Source organism: Martelella sp. NC20 (assembly GCF_013459645.1).
Lineage (GTDB): Bacteria > Pseudomonadota > Alphaproteobacteria > Rhizobiales > Rhizobiaceae > Martelella.
This window is the reverse complement of sequence record NZ_CP054861.1, coordinates 2,762,380-2,785,603: the sequence shown is the minus strand read 5'-3', so window position 1 is coordinate 2,785,603 and position 23,224 is coordinate 2,762,380. Positions and strand designations below refer to the sequence as shown.

Here is a 23,224-nt window from a genome sequence, read left to right as displayed (position 1 = left end):
CGGTTTTTCGAGGTGCGACCGGAAAAGAACCGTTTTTGCGCCCGCATTGAGCCGGATTTCCTACTATTCTGCGCGGATAGACAGGAGAACCGAACTTGCACACATTGTCCCTTTTGCCGCTCGTCATTCTGGCAAGCAATGCCACCGTCGTTTCCGCCAACCCGCTCCTGCCCCAGGGAAATTTCCGCACCGAATGCCTGCAGATCGGCAAGGGCGGACGCCACGGCTTGATCGCCGAGGTCACCATAGAGGGCAACACGATTTCGGCGAGCGCGCAGACCTATGCGCATGACAATTGCGATATCCCGACAGTGCGCGCCGATTATCGCGGCATTATTACCGAGGCACGCACCAATGGCGACCGCATCGAGCTCACGCAGGAAACCGGCCCGTTTCTCTACACGCTGCTATCGGATGAGGTGACGACCTACTACAATGCCAATGCGGGTTCCGCCGGCTGCGGGTTTGACGACTGGCAGACCGGGGTGCCGCGCGATGCCGCCGGCAGAACATGCGCGCCCTACACCTTTCCCGCTATCGGCACCGAACTGAAGGACAGCGTCTGGGCCAACCAGACCGGCATCGAATTCGGTCGCATGCCGCTTGTGTGGGACAGCGCGCCCGATGCCGGCTATCCCGAAAAGCCGTCGGGCATACTGTTCACGCGCGTGACGGACTGAACGCCCTACCAGCCGCCCCCGCCGCCGCCGCCCCCACCGCCGCCGGAGAACCCGCCGCCGCCCGAAAAACCGGAGGACGAGGTGTTCTGGGTCGGCATGGAGGACGACATGGTCGAGGCCATCGACGAGGAGAAGCTGCCGATCTGGTCGGAGAGGTTCTGGTGGCGGAAATCGCCGGCGTACCAGTAGGGCGAATAATAGCCGACCGTGCCGGCGGCAACGGCTGCGGCAAGCCATTTGTCGAAGGTTGCCGACCACGGTTTTTCGACGCCGAGCGCCACGGCATAGGGCAACAGCGTCTCGAAATGCTGTGGCGACATTTCCGGCGCGCCGGCCATGTTCATGCGGTTGGCTTCCGCGAGCGTCAGATATTGTTTCAGTCCGGCGATCTCGTCCATCTTCCTGCGGCCGGCCGTGGTCGGCGCGCCCATGATGAAGAAGAAGATCAGGTTGGTGAGCACGATCCCGCCGCAGGCGACGATCACGGCCCAGTCCTGAGCATCGATCTGATCGCTGACAAGCGTCACCGCCATGCCGCCAACGGCATGCAGCAGGAAAAACCCGATGGCTCCCGCGGCAACCAGCGTTCCGATCGCCGACGACATCGAGCGCCCGCGCCGCCGGAACGCCTTGGCGATCATCGATGCGAACAGGCCGATGAAGACCGAAATGAACACCGAGAAGAACAGCACCGGAATGACGGCGTTGGAGATATGGCCGAACACCAGCAGCGCCAGCCCCGCAAGCGCCGAAAGCGCGACGCCGCCGACCGTGTAACCGATATTGCGGACAAAGAACTCGTCGCGATGCTCGCCGGTAATGGCGGAGGTGAAGGCGCTCGCCATCGACGCCACCGAGGTGCTGTGGGCCTTGTCGACGATGAACACGCCGCCGGCATCATCGACCGATTTCAGCAACGCCTTCTGCCCTGCCGGCAAGGCAGGATCGTAAGGCTTGTCGGTGCGCTTCAGCGTCATGCCCTTTTTCGGCTCGTCGATGATCAGGAAGCCTTTCACCGCGAGATCGATGGCGGTTGCGGCGATCGCGTCGAACCGGCTCGACCCGAAACCCTGGTTCTGGACATAGGCCACCAGCGCCGGCGACAGACCCTCCGGCGGCTCCCAGCGCGGCACCACCACGCCTGAGGGCGGGTCGCGCCCGACCTTGCGCCACGACAGGAGGTAATAGGCAAACACCAGCAGCAGCCCGCCGAAGCCGATGAAGTAGTTGCGATAATCGCTGAGGAACCACGACGCGCTTTCGGAGGATGAGGGAGCGTCGATCGCGCCTTTCGGCACGGCGATGACCACGGACAGCCCTTCCTTGGGGCCAAGCGGCGCGGTGGTTTCGAACGTCACCACATTGCCGCTCGTGGTTTCGCGGGCATTCTGCGCGCGCGAGCCGTATTCGCCGGTGTAGAAGGTCGTCTTCGTCGGCGTGACGCCTTCCGGCAGGGTGATCACGGCCTTGGCGGCCTCTATCGGGAACGCCCAGAAATTGCCGGTGACGTTCCAGTAAATCTCGTCGTGGTCGTCGAAGATGCGGACATGCCGGTCTGTCTCATAGGCGAGCTGATAGGTATGGTCGCCGGGCGGAACCATCGTATCGGCGGAGCCGATATAGATGCGAATGCCGTCCGGGATGCTCTCGGTGTGATGATCGACCGGCTGGCCGTCGAGCGTCACGGACTTCAGGTCGAAGGTGACATCGCCGCTGCGCCCAGAATCTGTCTCGAAGCGAAGGGGAAAGTCACGAAAGATGCCGCGCTTGATCTGGTCGCCCTCGGCATGCACCGCGATGGTCTCGGTGACGTCGTAGACGCCGGACTTTTCGACGGTGACCTCGGAGGTGAAATTGTTGATGACTTCGGCGGCGTGGACGGGGGCGGCCGCGAGGAGGACGGTGGTGAGTAGCACAACGATGCCGAGCGACCTCCAATCTCCCCCCTTGAGGGGGAGATGTCGCGAAAGCGACAGAGAGGGGTGCAGCGTATCCGATTGGCTCTGAGTGCGTGGCTTGCGGCTCACCCCTCTCTGCCCCTGTCGGGGCATCTCCCCCTCAAGGGGGGAGATTGATTGGAGTGCGCCCGCCAGGGCGGATATCGAGGCCGGTTCTGTGCTCTTGCCACCATTTCCGTCATGCCGGCCTTGAGCCGGCATCCAGGGCCGGGGTCTCAGGCCGTTCATCGATCGGCTGGTCCTCGGCATAGACCTCCCGTGTTGCCCTGGATCCCGGCTCAAGGCCGGGATGACGGAAGAAAGGAAGGCGACAGAAGTCGAAAACCACCGCATGGCAAAACCCCGCAAATCTGACACTGTCCGGTTTGCCATCGCCATGGCGTTCTCCTCAGGTTTCGTATTCGACGCCGAGCGAGGCCAGTGCGTCCCAGTAGCCGGGATAGGTCTTGCCGACGCAGAGCGGGTCGAGAATGGTGATGCCGGAAATCTTCAGACCGGCAAGCGCGAAGCTCATCGCGATCCGATGATCGGCGAAGGTGTCGATTGCGGCGGGCAGGTGCTGGCCGGCAAGTGCCGGATCGGAATGGACGATCAGGTCGTCGCCGTCTTCCTCCGCAAGGCCCTCGCGGATGGCGTTGAGGCCGAGCGACAGCGCGCGGGTGCGGTCGCATTCCTTGACGCGCAGGTTCTCGATGCCGGTGAAGCGCACCGGGGTCTCGTTGAAGGCGGCGAGCACGGCGAGCGTCGGCACGGCGTCCTGCATCTGGCTGCCGTCGATTTCGGCGGGCATGTGCGGAAAGGCGGCCATCACGGCGTGGGACTTCGCGTCCGGCTGGGTGAAGTCTTCCGCCGGCGTGCCGATATCGATTGCGCCGCCCGTCAGGATTTCAGCCGCCCAGAGATAGGTGGCGGCCGAGGCGTCAGGCTCGATATGGAAGTCGGTGGCCCGGTAATCGCCCGGCTGCACCGTCCATGTGGCCTCGTCCACCTGTTCGGCCTTCGCGCCGAAGGCGGCCATGGCATCGAGGGTGAGGCGGATATAGCCGCGCGCGCCGATCTCGGTTCCGGTCAGCGCGATGGTCACCGGGGCGGAGGCGAGCGGCGCTGCCATCAGCAGCGCCGAGACATACTGGCTCGAAAGTCCGGCGTCGATCTCGACGCGGCCGGAGCCGAAGCGGCCATTGCCGGTGATGGTGACCGGCGGGCAGCCGGTCGGCGCTTCAATCGAAATGCCGAGCCGCTGAAGGGCAGCGACCAGCGGGCCGATCGGCCGCTTGCGCATGTGCTCGTCGCCATCGACGATGACGGTGCCATCGACGCTGGCCGCCGCCGCCGTCAGGAACCGGGTCGCCGTTCCCGCATTGCCGAGGAAGAGCGGGCCGGAAGGGGCTTCAAGACGGCCTGTGCCTTTGACGACGAAACTCGTCGCATCCGGCTCCTCGACGGTGACGCCCATCGCCCTGAGAGCATTCGCCATGTGCTTGGTGTCGGCGCTTTTCAGCGCGCCGGTCAGCCTGCTGGTACCCTTCGAGAGGCCGGCAAGCAGCAGCGCCCGGTTGGTGATCGACTTCGATCCGGGCGGGCTGACATGGCCCTCAAGCGCATGGCCGGGCGGGATGATGGTGAGCTTTTCCATGCGAATGCACTTTCATCAGGGCCGACTCTATCGGCGGCAGGCAGTCAGAACGAGACGTTCGGCACGGCGCGGTCGCCGGCATCCTCGATCTCGAAATAGTCGCGCTTGCGGAACCCGAACTGGCCGGCGATGATGTTGCTCGGGAAGCTTTCGACCTTGATGTTCAGGTCGCGGGCCGCGCCGTTATAATAGCGCCGGGCCATCTGGATCTCGCTCTCGGTCTTTTCGAGCGAGGCCTGAAGATCGGCGAAATTCTGGTTGGCCTTGAGGTCCGGATAGGCTTCGGAAAGCGCAAACAGCCGGCCGAGCGCCTGTGTCAGTTCGCCTTCGGCCTGTGCACGCCCGGCCACATCATTGGCGGCGACGCTCTGGGCCTTGTTTCGTTTTTCGACCACCTCTTCCAGCGTGCCGCGTTCGTGGGAGGCATAGCCCTTCACGGTCTCCACAAGATTGGGGATCAGGTCGGCGCGGCGCTTCAACTGCACGTCGATGCCGGACCATGCCTCCTCGGCGGTCTGGCGGGCGCGCACGAGCGCATTATACAGCGCGACCACGAAGCCGATCAGGGCTCCGATGATGACGATGAGGACGATCAGGGTAATCATGCGCACTTCTCCCGGTTATCCGCTTGACTGCCGTACCAACGGCCGCTTTCAGGCGGCCCTGGCCTCGAAACCGCCGGCGTCGGTTAGAAGATAGGCCTCTCCGCAGGCCTTGGCCAGTGTGCGCACCCTCAGAATGTAGCTCTGCCGCTCGGTCACCGAAACGACGCCGCGGGCGTCGAGCAGGTTGAACAGATGCGAGGCCTTGATGCACTGGTCATAGGCCGGGAACACGCAGCGGTGCAGCATGCCCGGCTCGGCGGGGCTGCCGGCGGCGAGCAGCGCCTTGCACTCGGCCTCGGCATCGTTGAAATGGCGGTGCAGCATCTCGGTATTGGCGTATTCGAAATTGTGACGCGAATATTCCTGCTCGGTCTGCAGGAAGACATCGCCATAGGTGACCTTTTCATCGCCGTCGCGGCCGTTGAAATTGAGGTCATAGACGCTGTCGACGCCCTGGACATACATGGCGATGCGCTCAAGGCCGTAGGTCAGTTCGCCGGCGACGGGCGCGCATTCGATGCCGCAGACCTGCTGAAAATAGGTGAACTGCGAGACTTCCATGCCGTCGCACCAGCATTCCCAGCCAAGGCCCGCCGATCCGGTGGTGGGATTTTCCCAGTCGTCCTCGACGAAACGGACGTCATGCAGCAACGGATCGAGGCCGATCGCCTTCAGCGAGCCAAGGTAAAGCTCCTGCAGGTCCGGCGGCGAGGGCTTCAGCAGCACCTGATACTGGTAGTAGTGCTGCAGGCGGTTCGGGTTTTCGCCGTAACGGCCATCCGCCGGGCGGCGCGAGGGCTGGACATAGGCGACGTTCCAGCGCTTCGGCCCGAGCGCCCGGAGCGTGGTCGAGGGATGCAGCGTGCCGGCGCCCACTTCCATGTCGTAGGGTTGCAGGATGGCGCAGCCCTTGTCGGCCCAATAGGCCTGCAATGTCAGGATTAGCCCCTGGAAGGAGCGCGTGGGATGCATATGGGGCGGTATCGTCGCTTCGGACATGGCAGAAGGCTTCCGTCATTTTTGTATGAGCGGTGAGTGCCACTAAAGCGGATAAGGGTCAAGGGTCGGGTGGCCGAGCCGGCCACCCGGTTGATGCCTATTCCGCCGCAAGCGGGCGGAACTCGTCCTTTGTCGGCGTTGCCAGGCTCACCAGCCAGATGGCAAGCCATGCGACGATGAAGCCGGGGATGATTTCATAGACCCCGGGGCCGCCCATGAAGCTCTGGTCGAGACCGAGGGCGATCCACACGATCACCGTCACGGCACCGGCCACAAGGCCCGCCACCGCGCCCGCGCCGGACATGCCGCGCCATGTCAGCGACAGGATGATCAGCGGACCGAAGGCCGCACCGAAACCGGCCCAGGCATGGGAGACGAGGCCCAGCACCTCGGAATCGGGATTATGGGCGATGACCGCGGCGACGATCGCCACCACCAGCACGAACACCCGGCCGATATTGACCATTTCGCGCTCGCCGGCGTTACGGCGCAGGAACAGGCGGTAGAAATCCTCCGTCAGCGAGGAGGAGGCCACCAGAAGCTGACTCGAGATCGTGCTCATTACCGCAGCAAGCAGCGCGGCCAGCAGGAAGCCGGTCACCAGCGGAATGAAAAGCTGGTTGGCGAGAATGATGAAGATCGTTTCCGGATCGGGAACGTTGATATTGTTGCCGACGGTATAGGAACGCCCGAAAATGCCGACGCCGACGGCGCCCGCAAGCGAGATGATCATCCACGTCATGCCGATATTGCGCGCGGTCGGAACATCCTTGACCGAACGCACCGCCATGAAGCGCACGATGATATGCGGCTGGCCGAAATAGCCGAGCCCCCATGCAACCGCCGACAGGAAGCCGATCACGGTGAGCCCGTGGAACATCGACAGGAAATTCGGATCGACGCTCATCATCCGCGCCTCCGAGACGCCAAACCCGCCGGCCTTGATGAGGACGACCAGCGGCATGATCACCAGCGCCAGCATCATGATGCAGCCCTGGACGAAATCGGTCAGGCTGACCGCCAGAAAGCCGCCGATCATGGTGTAGATCAACACGATGCCGAGGGTGAGATAGATGCCGGTCTGATAGGCGCTCATGCCGCCGATATGGATCAGGTCCGGGAAGGCGGTATCGAACAGCTTGCCGCCCGCCACCAGCCCCGAGGCGGTGTAGACGGAGAAGAACACCACGATCACGATCGCTGAAACGCTTCTGAGCGAAAGCGCCCGGCTCGGGAACCGTTTCGACAGGAATTCGGGAATGGTGAGCGAATTGTCGTAGCGCTCGGTCTGCTCGCGCAGGCGCGGCGCGACAATGACCCAGTTGAAGAACGCGCCGACGACAAGGCCGATCCCGATCCAGCTCTGCGTCAGTCCGGAGACGAACAGCGCGCCCGGAAGGCCCATCAGCAGCCAGCCGCTCATATCGGACGCGCCGGCCGAAAGAGCCGCGACCCCCGGCGAAAGTTGCCGGCCGCCCAGCATATATTCTTCGGAATTCGATGTGGATTTTCGCCAGGCATAAATGCCGATGCCGATCATCAACAGAAAATATGCCGTCAGGCTGATCGTGATGCCAAGACTCATGGCCCTCTCCTTCGCTTGGTTCCCCTTGGAGGAAATCGCGAAAGCCAGTGGCCGCCGCGTCTTCCGTGTCGCGAGGAGCAGGCTTTGAAACGGCGCACAGCCCAACTCCGGCTGAACGGCGCCGCATCTTGCGCGCGAATCCCCGGTTGCCGTTCAGGAAGAAAGTGTAGCACCGGGAAGAAAGCAGGGGCAAGCGGGCTACGGAATGTCAACTTTTCAAGGGGGAAACGCAAAGGAGGAACGGCTCCCTAGCATACGAGGTGCGGGCACGTGATCATCCGAGGACGCCACAAAGGAGCTCGTTCCGATGACAATTTAACAATCAGAAACGCAAAAAAACAAATTCTTTTGTGTGTTGACGAAATCTAGTCAGTGCTCTTGACCCGATACTCGCCGGTCACCGGGTCCTGCACCAGCGTGCCGGTGGCGCCGCTTTTCTGTTCGGCGCGTTTCTGCTCGCCGCGCGCCGAAAGCGCCTCGGCATCGCTGATGAATTTGCGGTAGAGCATGTAGCCGCCGCCGGCAATGGCTGCCAGAAACATCAATCGTCCCATTTCACGCTCCTCCTTCGCCTGACGCATCGGCCCGGAAATCGGAATCGATTTTCGGAAAGCACGATGCGCCGATTCACTGTGTTAGAGCGTCCTTTGTGCATCCGGATGGACGCACGGCGCTCTAAAGCCCGTAGCGCGCCCATAATGCCCGTTCTTCGGCGGTTTCCGCAAGCCCCGTCGCAAAGCCCGCCGCAATTTCCGCGCCGCTGATCCCGCCGGCGACAACGCCCGGCAGCTTGCGCCCGAAGAAATTGGTCGGCCCGGTCACGAGTTTCAGCTCGACCTTGTCGCCATAGCGGCCTTTCAATATGGCGCGCATCTCGCCGATGCCGTCGACGAGGCCGCGCTCGACGCCGCCGAGGCCGCTCCAGAACAGGCCGGAAAACAGCTCCGGATCATCGGAAAGCTTCAAGCCGCGTCTGTCCTTCACCATCTGGATGAAGACCTGATGGATTTCGTTCTGCAACCCCTTCAGGAATTCGACGTCCTTTTCCTTTTCCGGCTGGAACGGGTCAAGCATCACCTTGTTCTCGCCCGAGGTATAGACGCGGCGCTCGACGCCGATTTTGCCGATCATTTCGGTAAAGCCGAAACCGCCGGAAACGACGCCGATCGAGCCGACGATCGATGTCGGGTCGACGAAAATCTCATCGCCGGCAAGCGCGATCATGTAGCCGCCGGAGGCCGCGACGTCCTCGACGAAGATCAGCACCTTTTTCTGCTTTTCCTCGGCGAGCGCGCGGATGCGCTGATAGACGAGCCGCGACTGGACCGGCGATCCGCCGGGCGAGTTGAGCGAGATTGCAACACAGGGCGCGCCCTTCATCGAAAACGCCTTTTCAAGCGCTGGAGCCGCCGAGGCCAGGTTCAGATTGCGCCGCCCGAGCGACCCGCCCGCCATGATCGTTCCGGCAAGCCGGACGACGGGCACGACCGTCTTATCCTTGCGGAATCTCTTCGGAACAAGACCGGCAACCAGGCTTTTCATGGCGTCCTCTTCGGGTTTCAACTCGATCGACCGCATGTATGCGCGATGCCGCCAAAGACAAGGCCGCGGAGGTGAATAAGCCTGCGATCAGGCGGATTTACCTGTTTGTTGACAAAGTCTGCCCCACCCTCTTTCGTCACCCTCGGGCTTGTCCCGAGGGTCTAAGCACATCCCGACACGACAGGCGTTTTAGGTAAAAAATTAATAGTAAACAGTGTCTTATGAGCAGCGAACTCCGCTCGAATCGTGAGGGGATTAGATCCTCGGGACAAGCCCGAGGATGACGCCCGTAAAAGGGGATAGGTTTGTCAGCAGACTGATTTACCTGTTTTTGCGGCGTGAATAGCTCGCCCGGCCATTGTTGAGATCATCGACGGCCGGCAGAAAGGCGTGGCCATCGCCGCCGTGCATGATGATCGGCGGCCGCAGCGCAAGCCGGGCCCGCGAGCCCTTGATGGCGCTTGCCAGAATGCGGAAGGCATCCTCGCCGGCGCGGGCATGCACCGGCGTGATCTCAAGCCCGCCGAAGCGCCTGCCGCAGGCGGCGATGATATCGCTCAACGATTGCGGGCGGGCGATCAGGGAAAGCTGGCCGCCGGGCTTCAGGATCGCGCCGGCGGTGCGGATCCAGGCCTCGAACAGGCCCTCCTCCATGGCATGGGCGACCTGTTTCAGCCGGTCCGGCGTCTTGCGGTCGGCGGCCTCGTTGAACGGCGGGTTCATGATGACGTGATCGAAGGCGTCATCCGTCAGGCCAGCGTCATTGCGACGTGCGCCGGTGAGCGTGACATCGGCTTCGAAGACGCGGATGCGAGGCCGGATCCCGGCGTTTTCCGCGAGCGCCACGGAGCGGCGGGCAAAATCCGCCATTTCCGGCGAAAGCTCGAACAGCGAGATTTCCGCATCCGGAATGCGGGAGGCAACCGCAAATCCGGCAGCCCCCGCCCCCGCCCCGAGATCGGCGACACGAAAGGCCTGCCCGTCGCTTGCGGCCTTCCGGTCGACCATTGCGGCGAGCAGCATCGCGTCCATACCGGCCCGATGGCCTCTCCCCTTCGGTTGCACGAGATGGAAGCGGCCGCGATGAAAGGCGTCGACGGTGAAGCCATCCGCCGTCATTCCGGCTCCAGTTCCTTGCCGAGCCCGGCATCGGTCAAAAGCGCGCGGGCCTCCGCCTCGGCACTCTCGTCCACCATCAGGCGGCGCGGCAGAAGACCGAGCGACCCCTCCATCACGCTCATCGAGCGGTCAGCCACGAAATAGTGAATTCCGGCTTCCTTGAAGAGGCTTTCGGCGAGGCCCAGCACCACGGCGTCATTGGTGCGCAACAGATTGACAAGGGCCATTCATCACTCCTGAATTTCATGCAAAAGGAACACATTGCCCCTTGTCGCTGCTTCTGCCGCTCCCTATTGTCGGCATGAATGCATGAAAGGGAGCGAACTCACTTGGGTTCCGTTATACCACTGGTTAAAGAGAACAAAACCTCCGGCTCGGTCAAGCCCATCGTGGATTTGACCCGTTCCGATATGGAGCGCGTCAATGCGCTGATCCTGTCGAAGGCGGGGTCCGATGTCGAAATGATCCCGGAGGTGGCCAATCACCTGATTTCTTCCGGCGGCAAGCGGCTGCGCCCGATGCTGACGCTCGCGACCGCGTCGCTGTTCGGCTACCGGGGCGAGCATCATATCCGGCTGGCAACCAGTGTCGAATTCATGCATACCGCAACGCTGCTTCATGACGATGTCGTGGACGAGAGCGACCTGAGGCGCGGCAAGTCCAGCGCCCGGATGATCTGGGGCAACCAGGCAAGCGTTCTGGTTGGCGATTTTCTGCTTGGCCAATCCTTCAGGATGATGGTGGAAACGGGCTCGTTGGAGGCGCTTTCAGTGCTATCGGATGCCGCCGCCGTGATCGCCGAGGGCGAAGTGCTGCAGCTTTCGGTCTCCAAGAAGATGGAAACCACCGAGGACGATTACATCGCCGTCATCCGCGGCAAGACGGCCGAGCTATTTGCAGCTGCCGCCGAGGTTGGGCCGATCATCGCCGGGGCGTCGGCTGCCGATCGCAAGGCATTGCGCAATTACGGCATGGCGCTCGGCATCGCCTTTCAACTCGTCGACGATGTGCTCGATTATGGCGGCAACAGCGCCGATCTTGGCAAGAACGTCGGCGATGATTTCCGCGAGGGGAAGGTGACGCTGCCGATCATTCTGGCCTATCAGCGCGGAGATGATGGCGAAAAGACATTCTGGCGCAACGCCATCGAAGGCGGCGAAAATGACGACGCCGCCCTCGAAAAAGCCCGATTCCTCCTCGAAAAGCATGGGGCGCTCGCCGATTCTGTCGATCGCGCCCTGTTCTATGGCGAGGCCGCGCGCGAAGCGCTGTCGGGTCTGCCGCGCTCCACCGGCCGGCACGCCCTTGAGGAAGTGATCGATTTCTGCATCGCGCGGATCAACTGACCGACGCGCACCCGCCCGGACTGCCAATGCCGGACCGTCAACGCCCGATCGTCAATGCCCGATCGTCAATGAAAGAGAGCGGATGACCAGCCTGAACAAACGTCGCCTGAGAACCATGCTTTTTGCCGCGGCGCTCGCTTTGCCAGTGTCGGCGGGGCCGATGACGGCAAGCGCCAGGGACGCGACGGTGACCGACCCCGTCTATGATGCCCAGGGCGCGTTGAGCTTTGCCGGAGCGCTCCTGGCCGGCCAGACTGCTGCGATGGACAATGACCTGGAACGCGCGATCGCCTATTTCCGCCGCGCGCTGCAGCATGAACCTTATGACACCGGCACCAACAACCAGCTGTTCGTCACCCTGATCTTCAACGGCGATCTGAAGGCGGCCGAAGCGCAGGCGGACAAGACATCGGACGAGCCGCAACTCGTGCCGCTACGCGATCTGGCGCTCGGGCTCGCAGCCCTTCAGGACGGACGATACGAAGAGGCGATACCCCGCTTCGAAGCCTATGGCGGCGCCCCGCTCAACGACCTGATCTCCGGCCTGCTGGTGGCCTGGACGCTCTACGGCGAGGGCAAGACGGACGAGGCGCTGAAGGCAGTTGACGCGCTTTCCGGCCCGCCCTGGTACGATCTTTTCACCAATTACAACGCCGGCGCGATCGCCGCCGCCTCCGGCAATACCGCCAAGGCGCGCAGCTATTTCAACGATGCCCTGCTCGATCGCGAAGGCGGGGCGACCTCGCCCGATACGATGCTGAAGACCGTCATCGGCCTTGCCGCGATCGAAGCAGAGGCCGGCAATACCCGCAAGGCGCTCGATACGGTTTCTACCGCGGAGACCTATGGCCTCAACCCGGCCATTCTCGACCCGGTTCGCGAGCGCATCGAGGCCGGCGATCCGATCCAGGCGCTGCCGAAAACCGCTGCCGAGGGCGCCGGCAGCGTCCTTTTTCAACTTGCCGCGGCTCTCAACCAGGGCGGCAGCGACGATATCGTTTCGCTCTATCTGGCGCTCGCCGAAGCGCTGACGCCGGATGATACCGATGTGCTTTACCTGCGAGGCGTGGTTGCCGCAGCCAACGACAAGCCGGAACGCGCGCTCGGCTATTTTTCCCGCATACCCGAGGATGCCCCGCAATATCGCCTCACCGAGTTGCAGCAAGGCCTCGCGCTTGCCGGCCTCGACCGCCTTGATGAGGCGCGCGCCCATCTGACCGCCCTGATCGAGGAAGCGCCGGACGACCGCCGGGCCTATCTGGCGCTTTCCGGCGTCTATTCGGAACAGAAGGATTTTCAGGCGATGGCCGATATCCTGGATCAGGCGGTGGCGCGTATCGGCCCGGTCGCATCACCCGAGGACTGGGGCATTTTCTACCGCCGGGCCATCGCCTATGAGCGGTTGAAGCAATGGGACAAGGCCGAACCCGATTTCAAACGGGCGCTCGAGCTTTATCCGAACCAGCCGCAGGTGCTGAACTATCTCGGTTATTCCTGGATCGATCAGGGCATCAATCTCGAGGAAGGCCTCGACCTGATCCAGCAGGCCGTCGATCAACGCCCCGATGACGGCTATATCGTCGATTCGCTCGGCTGGGCCTATTTCCGGCTCGGGCGCTACAATGACGCCGTGCGCGAACTGGAACGCGCGGTGATACTCGATACCGGCGACCCGACGATCAACGACCATCTGGGCGATGCCTACTGGCAGGTCGGGCGCAAGCTCGAGGCGATCTACCAGTGGAAGAAGGCGCTTTCCGACGAGCCGCCGGCCGATCTGGTGCCCGAGATCGAGGACAAGATCGCCAACGGACTGACGATCGAAAGCGACGACACTCCGCTCGCCAGGGCGGCCGAGGGAGACGGAGACGCCGTCAAGACGCCGTGACCACGGCTTGCGGCGCGGCCTTGCAAGCCGAGGCCCGCGCCAAGATCAACCTGGCGCTTCATGTCACCGGCAGGCGCGGCGATGGCTATCACCTGCTCGACACGCTGGTGACCTTTGCGGACTTCGGCGACCGGCTGACCTTCACCGAGGCTGAAGCCGACCGTTTCACGCTGTCCGGCCGGTTTGCCGACAGCGTGCCGCGCGGCGACGATCCTGAAAGCGGCAATCTCGTGCTCAGGGCCCGCAACCTGCTGCGGACCCATGCCGAGGCTGAGGGGCTTTCGCCGGGGCCTGTCCATATCCATCTGGAAAAACGCCTGCCGCCGGCTTCCGGCATCGGCGGCGGCTCGGCGGATGCCGCCGCGACCCTGCGCGGCCTCGCAAGCCTGTGGCGCCTGCCCGGCGACATCCCGTCGCCACTCGCGCTTTCGCTCGGCGCCGACGTACCGATGTGTCTTGCCGGAGAACCACTCCTTGCCCGCGGGATCGGCGACGTAATAACGCCGGCGGCGGGCTTTCCAACGCTTTTCCTCGTGCTTGCGAACCCGCTGCGGCAGGTGGCGACGCCTGCCGTTTTCAAGGCGCTCGAACATCGCGACAATCCGCCGGTTCTTGCCGGCGACATGCCGCAAAGCGCCGATGACTGGCTTGACCTCATCAGGGGCGCGCGCAACGATCTGCAAATTCCCGCAAGCCGGATCGCGCCGGTGATCCACGCCGTCACCGATGCGCTGGCGGCGACCGGGGCGGATCTCGTGCGCATGTCGGGTTCCGGGGCAACCTGTTTCGGCCTCTACCCCGACCTCGCAAGCGCCGAAATTGCGGCGCGCAGCCTCGCGACGGCTTTTCCCGACTGGTTCGTCGCCGCCACGCTCGCCTCAGGAGATACCGCATGAACGACCGCCCTTTCATTCCCGTGCGCTTTGCCGTGCTCACCGTGTCCGACAGCCGCAGCCTCGCCGACGATCGCTCCGGCGACACGCTGGCCGCGCGGATCGAGGCTGCCGGGCATGTTCTGGCCGCCCGGCGGATTGTCGGCGACGACCGGGCAGCGATTGCCGAGACCGTGAAAGCCTGGAGCGCGGATGACGGGATCGATGTGGTGGTGACCACCGGCGGAACCGGCTTTACCGGGCGCGATCTGACGCCGGAAGCGATCGAACCGCTGTTCGACAAGCGGATGGACGGCTTTTCGGCGATCTTTCACAGGATTTCGTTCGAGAAGATCGGAACCTCGACGGTCCAGTCGCGTGCAACCGCGGGCCTTGTCGGGCGAACCTTCGTGTTCGTGCTGCCGGGCTCGCCGGGCGCCTGCAAGGACGGCTGGGACGGGATCATCGCCCAGCAGTTCGACTATCGCCACATGCCCTGCAATTTAGTGGAAATCATGCCCCGGCTCGACGAGCATCTGAAGCGGACCTCGTAGCCCGGTTCACGCGCTCCGAATCATCGCCCATGCAGGGATGATTTCGCAGGAAAGCCGCCGCGTCATCTGCCGGCGGGCGAGCAGAAACGGCGAGCCACCGCCGGCGGCGGCTTTTTCCAGCGCCATGGACCTCGGCAGCAGCACACCGACTTCCAGCTGGCATTGCCGGGTGAAAAGCCGTTGCCAGAGCGAACGGCGATGCCTTTTCGAGCGCGAGAACCGCGCCGGCCTGTTTTCGAGCGCGATATGCTCCGACACCGTCTCCACCCAGCCGGAAAGCGGCCGCGCGCCGGGCTCGAGCACGAGAACCCAGTCACCGCGAAGCTGACCTATGACCTCGGGCAGGTCCCACGTCCTCATGAACCGGCAGCCGGCCGCATCCGCCACGCGCTCGACGCCCTCGCCGGAGCCGTGTTCGAGAACGATGACATCGCTGACAAGCCCCTCAACGGCACCCGTCACCAGCGCCGAGAGCGTATATGCAAGCTCGGCGTCCTGATTTCTGCTTTCGATCAGCACACTTATCATGCCGCTATCTAGGCAACTTCAACGGCGCTTGCCAAGAGCGAAGGCCCGTATTGGTAGAAGGAACAGTAAATGTTCTTGCTTTGTTCCTGAAGTTGCCCTATATTTCCCGAGTGCTGTTGCCAATGGGCAAGAAGACCCACCGGCAAATCAGACGGGAGATGATCATGGAAGACGCATTCGATATGGACATCGCCGGCTTCACGCCGCCGCCGTCCCGTCATTTCGAGCCGGTCGATCATGGTCGCCGGCGGGGCCGCGCGGCGACCGCGAACCCGTCCGGCCGGTTCGAGCCGGTAAGCCGCGAGCGCTTTGACGACGGCTGGCATCTTGAGGAAGACCTGCCGGCATTCGCCACCGAGGTGCAGGTCGAAAAGGTGAAATCGATCATCACCCGCAATACCTCGCCGGACGTGCCGTTCGAACGCTCGATCAATCCCTATCGCGGCTGCGAACACGGCTGCATCTATTGCTTTGCGCGGCCGACCCACAGCTTCATGGGGCTGTCCGCCGGGCTTGATTTCGAAACCCGGCTGTTTGCCAAGCCGGATGCGCCCCGCCAGCTTGCCCGTGAGCTTTCCAGACCCGGTTATCACGCGAAAACCATCGCGATCGGCACCAATACCGATCCCTATCAGCCGGTGGAGAAGGAATGGCGGATCATGCGCCAGGTGCTGGAAGTGCTCGCCGACGCCAACCACCCGGTGTCCATCACCACCAAATCCGCGCTGATCCTGCGCGATCTCGATATCCTGTCGCTTATGGCGGAAAAGCATCTGGTCAAGGTTTCGATGTCGGTGACCACGCTCGACCGCAAGCTTGCCCGCAGCATGGAACCGCGCGCCGCCACGCCGCCGCGCCGGCTGGAGACGATCCGCGCACTTGCCGGGGCCGGCATACCCGTCGGCATTTCGGTAGCACCTATCATTCCGGTGCTGACCGATCACGAGCTTGAACGGATCCTCGACAGCGGCGCTGCCGCGGGCGCGACCGAGGCGAGCTATATCCTGCTCAGGCTGCCGCTCGAAGTCGCGCCGCTGTTCAAGGACTGGCTGCTGGAGCACCACCCCGACCGCTATCGCCACGTGATGAGCCTGATCCGCTCGATGCGCGGCGGCAAGGATTATGACGCCGAATTCGGCAAGCGGATGAAGGGGAGCGGACCTTATGCCTGGCAGATCGCCCGCCGCTTCGAAATTGCCGTCAAGCGGCTGAAGCTCGCGCGCCGCAGCACGGCGCTCAGGGAAGACCTGTTTGCGCCGCCCGATGGCGGCGGCGCCCAGCTCAACCTGTTCTGATTTCCTTTCCGGCCGGGAGAGCCCTTGGACCCGGCCGAAGAAGTCCCCTTCAATGCCGCACATGAGCAGTTCGCAGAATTGCTCCGAAGGGGACTTGCGGGAGATCGGAAGGCGGTGTGAAATGACAGCATGTCATCCGCGCTCCCTTCCGATTCTCCCGCTCTTTTCGACCTGCCCCCGGCCATGCCCGATTTTTCGCTGGAAATCGCGGCGCGCCGGAGAGGGTTCTGGCCGGTTGCCGGCTGTGACGAGGCAGGACGCGGCCCGCTTGCCGGCCCCGTGGTGGCGGCCGCCGTGATCCTCGATCCGGAGAATATTCCCGCCGGCCTCAACGATTCGAAAAAATTGTCTGCGAAGGCCCGCAACGCCCTGTTCGAGCAGATATTCGATTCTGCGCTGGTGTCGGTCGCCTCCAGCAGTCCTGCCCGGATCGATCGCATCAACATTCTGAGAGCATCCCTCGATGCGATGCGCCGCGCCGTGCTGGGCCTTGCGCTGCCGCCGGCGATCGTGCTTGCCGACGGTCGCGATCAGCCGCCGGGAATCCCGTGCCGCGCCGAAGCGGTGATCAAGGGCGACGCCCGTTCGCTTTCGATTGCCGCCGCCTCGATCATCGCCAAGGTCACCCGCGACCGGATGATGGAACAGGCCGCGACCATCTATCCCGCCTATGGCTTTGCCGGCCATGTCGGCTATGGCACCGCGATCCACCGCGCCGCGATCATCGACGCCGGCCCCTGCCCGCTTCACCGCATGAGCTTCCGCCCTCTGCGCCAGGTCGAATAGCAGCCTCAGCGCCGCATATATTTTTTTTGAATTTTCTCGGGAAATTGCGATGGTCGGAGTGGCAAGATTCGAACTTGCGACCCCCTCGTCCCGAACGAGGTGCGCTACCAGGCTGCGCTACACTCCGTGACCAGCGGCTGCTCTATAAAACAGCCTGCATGCTTCGGCAAGCGCCCCGCGACATTTTTTTCCGCGAGGCCCGAGGTTATGAACCGCCGGGGGGCTCGAGCACTGAAGGCGGCGGCGCGATTTGGCGATTCTCGTAGGAAAAGCGCGCCCCAAACCCTCTGTTCCCCCTCCCCGGAAGGCTTGAAATCAGGAGGTTTTGGCGTCCCTTTGATAAATCCAGTCGTGATCCGGGTGGTTCTCGAATCGCCACTTGCGCAGCGGCCCGGCCATGACGTTGAGATAATAGAGTTCGTAGCCATAGGGTGCGCCGCAGGGGTGGTGTCCCTTGGGCACCAGAACCACATCGCCATCCGCGACCGCCATGGTCTCGTCCAGCGAACCGTCCTCGGTGAACACCCGCTGGAAGGCGAAGCCCTGGGCCGGGTTCAGGCGGTGGTAATAGCTTTCCTCCAGATAGGTCATCTCGGGGAAACGATCCTCGTCATGGCGGTGCGGGGGATAGGAGGACCAGTTGCCGGCCGGCGTGAACACCTCCGTCACCAGCAGGCTATCGGCGACATCGCGCTCTTCCATGGCGATCGGATAGATATAGCGGGTGTTCGCGTCCTTGCCGCGTTCGGTCAGCGTGATGCCTTCCGGGCCGATCACCTGCGCCGTGCGGCCGGGCTTTGCCGGTGCTGTACAGACCGCGAGCGTGCAGTCGGTCGTGGCGGTCGCCGACCATTCGGAACCCGCCGGGATATAGACGCAATGCGGCGGCAGGCGCTCGAACACGCTCATGCGCTCGCCGAGCTCGCCAAAATTCTCCTCGCCCGCCGCAATCTCGGCCTTGCCCTCGACCAGCACGAGAATCACCTCTGTGTCGCCGGTGTTCTCGCGCGCGCTTTCGCCGGGTTTCAGGCGGTAGAGCCCGAAGCCGACATAGCCCCAGTTCGCGGTTTCGGGCGTGATGTCGTGCACCTTGCCGGTCGCGGCGGTCGGTTTTCTGAGAAGATTGCTCATGGCTTGCTTTCCCTTTGTCTGTCGTCTCCCGGCCTCAGGCGGCGGTGTCGAGGCCCGCTTCCTTCGCCATCGCCTTCAGGCTTTTCAGGCCGAGCGACTGATATTCGAACGGAATGCGCACATCCGGATCCTGCTCGGCCTCGATCACCAGCCAGCCCTGATAGCCGGCATCGGCCGCGCTTTTCAGCACGGGCGCGAAATCGACGCCGCCCTCGGCATCGCCCGGCACGGTGAACACGCCGCGGCGCACGCCTTCGAGGAAGGAGAGGTTTTCATCGCGCACCTGCCGGGCAATGGCGGGTCGCACATTCTTGGCGTGGATATGGCCGACGCGACCGATATGTCTTGCCGCCAGCCGCGCCGGATCGCCGCCGCCGAACAGGCAATGGCCGGTATCGAGCAGCAGCTTCGCCGCCGGACCGGTGTTTTCCATCAGCCGGTCGATCTCGTCCTCGGTCTCGACGATCGTGCCCATGTGATGATGGTAGACCAGCGCGATGCCCTGGTCGGCGGCATATTGCGCCAGCGCCTCGACGCCCGCGCCGAAACCGGCCCACTGATCCTCGGCAAGCTTCGGCCGATCATTGACCGGCTTGCCGTCATCGCCGTGGATCGCGTTCGAGGTCTCGCACACGATGATGACCTTCGCACCCATCGCCTTCAGCAGATCGAGCGCCGGCTGCATCGCCGCCTTTTCGTCGTCCAGCGACCGGGTCAGCAGGTTCAGCGAATGCCAGCCGGAGACATATTTCAGGCCGCGCGGTTCCAGCACCGCCTTCAGGCCCTCGGCGTCCTCGGGAAACTTGTGGCCCTTCTCGATGCCGTCGAAACCGATCTTCGCGGTCTCGTCCAGGCATTGCTCGAGGCTGATATGGGCGCCGAGGCTGCGGTCGTCGTCATTGGTCCAGGCAATCGGATTGGTGCCGTAAAGGATCATGCTCAGCTTCTCTTTTTGAGCGCGGCCTCATAACCGGCGCGCGCTTTGTTGACTTCGGTTCGCTCAGAAACTTCCGGCACCGCGACATCCCACCAGTGACCGCCAAATTCGGGCGTCGGATAGGGATCGGTGTCGATCACGATCACGGTGACCTCGCTTGACGCGCGCGCAGCAGCCAGCGCGTCGTCGAGTTCCGCGATCGAGGCAACCTTGGCGGCTTTCGCGCCCATCGCCGCCGCGTGGGCGGTAAAATCGATGGCGATCGGGTTTTCGTGGTTGGAATGGGCATAGAGATTGTTGAACTCGGCGCTGCCGGTCGACATCTGCAGCCGATTGATACAGCCATAGCCGCGATTGTCGGTGATCACGACGGTGATCTTGATGCCCATGGCGACGGCGCTTGCAAGCTCGGAATTCGCCATCATGTAGGAGCCGTCGCCGACCATGACGATAACGTCGCGATCCGGTTCCGCCATCTTGATGCCGAGCCCGCCGGCGATCTCGTAGCCCATGGTCGAGAAGCCGTATTCCATGTGGTAGGAGAGCGGCAGTTTCGCCTTCCAGAGCTGGTGCAACTCGCCCGGCATGGTGCCGGCGGCGCACATCACCACGGTGTTGTCGCGCGCGGCGCGCTGAACCGCGCCGATCACCTGCATGTCGGTCGGCAGCGCGTTGGTGTCCTCGGGCGCGGCCGTCACGGCATCGGCCTTGGCGAACCATCCGGCCTTGAGCTTGGCATCCGGGGCGGCAAACCGCTTGTCGCCCAGCGCGGCGCTCAGCCGCTCAAGACCGACGCGGGCATCCGCCACCAGCGGGATCGCATCGTGCTTGGCACTGTCATAGGGCTGAACGTTGAGCGCCAGTATCCTGCGGTCGGGATGGCTGAACAGCGACCACGAGCCGGTGGTGAAATCCTGAAACCTTGTGCCGACGCCGATCACCAGATCGGCCTTTTCGGCAATCGCGTTGGCGCTTGCAGCACCGGTAACGCCGACCGGGCCGAAATTCAGCTCATGGTCCCAGGCAAGCGCGGATTTGCCGGCCTGCGTCTCGACAACGGGAATGCCGTGCCGCTCGGCGAATGCCGCGAGCGTTGCGGTCGCGCCGGAAAAATGCACGCCGCCGCCGGCAACGATGACCGGGTTGTTCGCCGCCCTGATAACCTCGACGGCTTCGGCGAACTCGGCCGCGTCCGGCTCCGGCCGGCGCTGGCGCCAGATCTTCTTCTCGAAAAGCTTCTCGGGGAAATCATAGGCTTCCGCCTGCACGTCCTGGCACAGCGACAGCGTCACCGGGCCGCATTCGGCCGGATCGGTCAGCACCCGCATGGCGCGCGGCAGAGCGGTGATCAGCTGTTCGGGCCGCATGATGCGGTCGAAATAGCGGCTCACCGGACGAAAGCAGTCATTGACCGTCATGGTGCCGTCGCCGAAATCCTCAAGCTGCTGGAGCACCGGATCGGGCCCGCGATTGGCAAACACATCGCTCGGCAGCAACAACACCGGCAGGCGGTTGACATGGGCAAGGGCGGCCGCCGTCACCATGTTGAGCGCGCCCGGGCCGATGGAGGACGTGACCGCCATCGCCCGCCCGCGCCGCAACTGCTTGGCATAGGCGATCGCGGCATGGGCCATGGTCTGCTCGTTCTGGCCGCGATAGGTCGGTAGCGTGTCGCGCATGCCGTAAAGCGCCTCGCCCAGGCCCGCGACATTGCCATGGCCGAATATTGCCCAGACGCCGGCGATGAAGGGAACGCCATCCTCGGTATACTGGTTTGCGAGATAGCGCACCGTCGCCTGCGCCGCCGTAAGCCGGATGGTTTTCATGCTGCATTCTCCTTGCGCGCGCGATCCCAGACTGCGGCGAGACTACGATATTTCCCTGCCATCTCGGCAATCGCCGTATCATCGTCAATGCGGCCAGCAAGCCATTTGCGCGCGGTTTCTCCGAATATCGTGCGGCCGACAGCAAAGCCTTTGACGAGATCGAACTTCGCGGCCGTCGCGAAGCTTTCCTCCAGCTCAGCGGCCGGCGCATCGAGCCCGAGCACGACGATGCCGCGCACATAGGGGTCGTGGCGGGCGATCGCCGCGCACGCCTTTTCCCAGGCCTCTCCGGATTTCATCGGCTCCAGCTTCCACCAGTCGGGATAGACGCCGATCTCATAGAAGCGGTCGATGATGACGGCCGCCGTGTCGTCATCCGTGGCGGCCACCTTGGAGGGGATCACCTCCAGCAGGAATTCCAGGCCGTTGCGCCGTGCGGCGGCAAACAGACGCGACACCGTCGCCTCCTGATCGGCCCGCATGGCGGCGTCATCATCCGGATGATAGAAGCAGAGCACCTTGACGACGTTGTCGACCGGCCATTCGCCAAGCCCGCCGAAATCCGGGCCGATCTCTGCTTCCGTCTCGAGCGGGCGCGAACCGGGCAGTTCCACCGGGCGGCCGATCCAGAGCCCCGTTCCGGTGGCGGCATAGAGCGCGTCGCGTCCGAGCCGGCCATCGCAGAGAATGCCGTAGCCCGGCCGGCCGTCGGCAACGCCGAGCGCCGCCTTCAGGCAGAGTTCCTTGAACGGGCTGATCTTCTCCGGCGAGACGCCGGCCTCCGCCGCCATTTCCTCAAGCTGAATACGGTGATCGAAGGCGAAGACGCGCATCACCGGCCAGTCGCCCGCGCGGTTGGTGGACCAGTGCACCTGCTCCAGCGCCCGATCCTTGCGCAAGGCCTTGTCGCGAATGCCGGTGCGGAAGAAATACTGCAGCTCTTCCCAACTCGGATAGGCTGGCGTGCAGCCATGGCGCGAGACCGCGAAAGCGCCGCAGGCATTGGCGTATTTCAGGCTTGTCGGCCAGTCCTCGCCGGTCAGCCAGCCCTTCAGCAGGCCGGACATGAACCCGTCGCCGGCGCCAAGCACGTTGAACACCTCGATCGGAAAGCCTTCGCCGGTCTCGCCGTCATCGAGGCTTGCCGGAATATCGCCCGTAAACACGACGGCACCCATCGGCCCGCGCTTGCACACCAGCGTCGCCTTCGAGACCGCGCGCACCGCTCTCAACGCCTCAAGCGTATCGGTGCTGCCGCCGGCGATGTGGAACTCCTCCTCCGTGCCGACGATCAGATCGAACAGGCCGAGGGTGGATTGCAGCTTGGCGGTGACGGCTTCGGATTCGATGAACCGGCTTTCGCCCGCGCCGTGGCCGGCAAGCCCCCAGAGGTTGGGGCGGTAATCGATGTCGAGCGCGGTCAGCGCGCCGTTTTCGCGCGCCAGCCGCAGCGCCTTCAGCACGGCGGCCTCCGTTTTCGGATGGGAAAGGTGGGTGCCGGTGGCGCAGACGCAGCGCGCCTCGGCGATATAGGCCGGATCGATATCCTCTTCCGACAGCGCCATATCGGCGCAGTTCTCGCGGTAGAAGATCAGCGGAAACCGTTCCTGGTCGCGGATGCCGAGCAGGACCAGCGCCGTCAGCCGCTCCGGATCGGTCTTGACGCCGCGCACGTCGACGCCCTCGCGCACCAGCTGTTCGCGGATGAACCGGCCCATATGCTCGTCGCCGACGCGCGTCAGCAGGCCGGATTTGAGGCCGAGACGGGCAGTGCCCGCGGCAATGTTCGTGGGTGAGCCGCCGATATATTTGTTGAAGGAGGCCATGTCCTCCAGCCGACCGCCAACCTGCGCGCCGTAAAGATCGACCGACGACCGGCCGATGGTGATCAGGTCAAGTGACGACAATGATGCCTCCCTGCCGGACGCGATCGCCGG

Annotated in this window: 21 protein-coding genes and 1 tRNA gene; 7 read left to right on the top strand and 15 right to left on the bottom strand. The window is 63.7% G+C overall.

The window, feature by feature from the left end; genetic code table 11:
- Positions 1-95: 95 nt before the first annotated feature.
- Positions 96-680 (top strand): hypothetical protein, encoded by a 585-nt coding sequence (locus HQ843_RS13250; protein WP_180897870.1) that lies wholly within the window; start codon positions 96-98, stop codon positions 678-680.
- Positions 681-685: 5 nt separating this feature from the next.
- Here the strand turns inward: HQ843_RS13250 and HQ843_RS13245 are convergent, their stop codons facing one another.
- The 9 genes from HQ843_RS13245 to HQ843_RS13205 all read right to left on the bottom strand — a co-directional run bounded on the left by HQ843_RS13245 (position 686) and on the right by HQ843_RS13205 (position 10,351).
- The gene (locus tag HQ843_RS13245; protein WP_180897871.1) at positions 686-2,596 is read right to left on the bottom strand and encodes a DUF2207 domain-containing protein; all 1,911 of its coding nucleotides are present in this window, start codon (positions 2,594-2,596) and stop codon (positions 686-688) included.
- A 430-nt stretch (positions 2,597-3,026) separates the two neighbouring features.
- Positions 3,027-4,274 carry a 3-phosphoshikimate 1-carboxyvinyltransferase gene (locus HQ843_RS13240; RefSeq protein ID WP_180897872.1) on the bottom strand — a complete coding sequence of 416 codons (1,248 nt, stop codon included), beginning with the start codon at positions 4,272-4,274 and terminating at the stop codon, positions 3,027-3,029.
- Between the two features lie 44 nt (positions 4,275-4,318).
- Positions 4,319-4,879, bottom strand: coding sequence for a LemA family protein (locus HQ843_RS13235; RefSeq protein ID WP_180897873.1), 561 nt, complete (start codon positions 4,877-4,879; stop codon positions 4,319-4,321).
- Between the two features lie 48 nt (positions 4,880-4,927).
- Entirely contained in the window at positions 4,928-5,878 is a 951-nt protein-coding gene (locus tag HQ843_RS13230) for a glycine--tRNA ligase subunit alpha (RefSeq protein WP_180897874.1), read from the bottom strand.
- A 97-nt stretch (positions 5,879-5,975) separates the two neighbouring features.
- Complete coding sequence (putP, locus tag HQ843_RS13225) at positions 5,976-7,463, bottom strand: sodium/proline symporter PutP (protein ID WP_180897875.1); 1,488 nt, start codon at positions 7,461-7,463, stop codon at positions 5,976-5,978.
- A 365-nt stretch (positions 7,464-7,828) separates the two neighbouring features.
- The gene (locus HQ843_RS13220) at positions 7,829-8,017 is read right to left on the bottom strand and encodes a hypothetical protein (RefSeq protein WP_180897876.1); all 189 of its coding nucleotides are present in this window, start codon (positions 8,015-8,017) and stop codon (positions 7,829-7,831) included.
- A gap of 121 nt (positions 8,018-8,138) precedes the next feature.
- Positions 8,139-9,005: a S49 family peptidase gene (locus HQ843_RS13215; RefSeq protein ID WP_180897877.1), complete on the bottom strand. Its 867-nt coding sequence runs from the start codon at positions 9,003-9,005 to the stop codon at positions 8,139-8,141.
- Between the two features lie 321 nt (positions 9,006-9,326).
- The gene (locus HQ843_RS13210; protein WP_180897878.1) at positions 9,327-10,124 is read right to left on the bottom strand and encodes a tRNA1(Val) (adenine(37)-N6)-methyltransferase; all 798 of its coding nucleotides are present in this window, start codon (positions 10,122-10,124) and stop codon (positions 9,327-9,329) included.
- The gene (locus tag HQ843_RS13205) at positions 10,121-10,351 is read right to left on the bottom strand and encodes a putative signal transducing protein (protein ID WP_180897879.1); all 231 of its coding nucleotides are present in this window, start codon (positions 10,349-10,351) and stop codon (positions 10,121-10,123) included. The genes HQ843_RS13210 and HQ843_RS13205 overlap by 4 nt, the downstream gene beginning before the upstream one ends.
- Positions 10,352-10,453: 102 nt before the next feature.
- Between HQ843_RS13205 and HQ843_RS13200 the strand changes: the two genes are divergently transcribed.
- From HQ843_RS13200 to moaB, 4 genes are all read left to right on the top strand, one after another.
- Positions 10,454-11,470 (top strand): polyprenyl synthetase family protein, encoded by a 1,017-nt coding sequence (locus HQ843_RS13200; protein WP_180897880.1) that lies wholly within the window; start codon positions 10,454-10,456, stop codon positions 11,468-11,470.
- Between the two features lie 82 nt (positions 11,471-11,552).
- Positions 11,553-13,358: a tetratricopeptide repeat protein gene (locus HQ843_RS13195; protein WP_180897881.1), complete on the top strand. Its 1,806-nt coding sequence runs from the start codon at positions 11,553-11,555 to the stop codon at positions 13,356-13,358.
- Positions 13,355-14,254, top strand: a complete 900-nt coding sequence (locus HQ843_RS13190) for a 4-(cytidine 5'-diphospho)-2-C-methyl-D-erythritol kinase (RefSeq protein WP_180897882.1) — start codon at positions 13,355-13,357, stop codon at positions 14,252-14,254. The genes HQ843_RS13195 and HQ843_RS13190 overlap by 4 nt, the downstream gene beginning before the upstream one ends.
- Entirely contained in the window at positions 14,251-14,784 is a 534-nt protein-coding gene (gene moaB / locus HQ843_RS13185; RefSeq protein WP_180897883.1) for a molybdenum cofactor biosynthesis protein B, read from the top strand. The genes HQ843_RS13190 and moaB overlap by 4 nt, the downstream gene beginning before the upstream one ends.
- A 6-nt stretch (positions 14,785-14,790) precedes the next feature.
- Here the strand turns inward: moaB and HQ843_RS13180 are convergent, their stop codons facing one another.
- Entirely contained in the window at positions 14,791-15,312 is a 522-nt protein-coding gene (locus HQ843_RS13180) for a glycosyl transferase (protein WP_180897884.1), read from the bottom strand.
- Positions 15,313-15,494: 182 nt separating this feature from the next.
- On the opposite strand from HQ843_RS13180, the gene HQ843_RS13175 reads away from it, so the two are divergent.
- Positions 15,495-16,607, top strand: a complete 1,113-nt coding sequence (locus HQ843_RS13175; RefSeq protein ID WP_371822178.1) for a PA0069 family radical SAM protein — start codon at positions 15,495-15,497, stop codon at positions 16,605-16,607.
- A gap of 129 nt (positions 16,608-16,736) precedes the next feature.
- Positions 16,737-17,393 carry a ribonuclease HII gene (locus HQ843_RS13170; RefSeq protein WP_180897885.1) on the top strand — a complete coding sequence of 219 codons (657 nt, stop codon included), beginning with the start codon at positions 16,737-16,739 and terminating at the stop codon, positions 17,391-17,393.
- Positions 17,394-17,443: 50 nt separating this feature from the next.
- Here the strand turns inward: HQ843_RS13170 and HQ843_RS13165 are convergent.
- From HQ843_RS13165 to HQ843_RS13145, 5 genes are all read right to left on the bottom strand, one after another.
- Positions 17,444-17,520 (bottom strand) — tRNA-Pro (locus HQ843_RS13165).
- Between the two features lie 188 nt (positions 17,521-17,708).
- On the bottom strand, positions 17,709-18,524 hold the full coding sequence (gene iolB / locus HQ843_RS13160) for a 5-deoxy-glucuronate isomerase (protein WP_180897886.1): 816 nt from the start codon (positions 18,522-18,524) through the stop codon (positions 17,709-17,711).
- 34 nt (positions 18,525-18,558) lie between these two features.
- Positions 18,559-19,461, bottom strand: coding sequence for a myo-inosose-2 dehydratase (iolE, locus tag HQ843_RS13155; protein WP_180897887.1), 903 nt, complete (start codon positions 19,459-19,461; stop codon positions 18,559-18,561).
- 2 nt (positions 19,462-19,463) lie between these two features.
- The gene (gene iolD, locus HQ843_RS13150; protein WP_180897888.1) at positions 19,464-21,287 is read right to left on the bottom strand and encodes a 3D-(3,5/4)-trihydroxycyclohexane-1,2-dione acylhydrolase (decyclizing); all 1,824 of its coding nucleotides are present in this window, start codon (positions 21,285-21,287) and stop codon (positions 19,464-19,466) included.
- Positions 21,284-23,194, bottom strand: a complete 1,911-nt coding sequence (locus tag HQ843_RS13145) for a bifunctional 5-dehydro-2-deoxygluconokinase/5-dehydro-2-deoxyphosphogluconate aldolase (protein ID WP_180897889.1) — start codon at positions 23,192-23,194, stop codon at positions 21,284-21,286. The genes iolD and HQ843_RS13145 overlap by 4 nt, the downstream gene beginning before the upstream one ends.
- Between the last annotated feature and the right edge of the window lie 30 nt (positions 23,195-23,224).